Source organism: Streptomyces torulosus (assembly GCF_001419765.1).
GTDB lineage: Bacteria > Actinomycetota > Actinomycetes > Streptomycetales > Streptomycetaceae > Streptomyces > Streptomyces torulosus.
In genome coordinates this window covers 2,404-2,615 of record NZ_LIRK01000693.1, presented here as the reverse complement: position 1 = coordinate 2,615, position 212 = coordinate 2,404, and the positions used below count along the sequence as shown (strand labels likewise).

Genomic DNA, 212 nt, shown 5'->3' with positions numbered 1-212 from the left:
ACCGGCACCCGTCCCCGCCCACCGACCGCTCGGTGGCGCATTGCGGCGCCCCGACAGGACGACCAGCAGATGATCGGATACAGTCCGCCGCGTGTCCGCAAATCAACACCCAACCGCCAACTCCGCACCGGACTCGCATTGTTCCAGTTGCGGAGCGCCCTACGGTGAGGGCGTTTCCGGCTGGCCCCGCACCTGCGAGGCCTGCCACACCG

At 69.3% G+C, this 212-nt stretch carries 1 pseudogene; it reads left to right on the top strand.

Annotated features, from left to right (window positions below):
- Positions 1-91: 91 nt before the first annotated feature.
- Positions 92-212, top strand: a pseudogene (locus AOK23_RS50835) (NUDIX hydrolase); the annotation flags it as partial.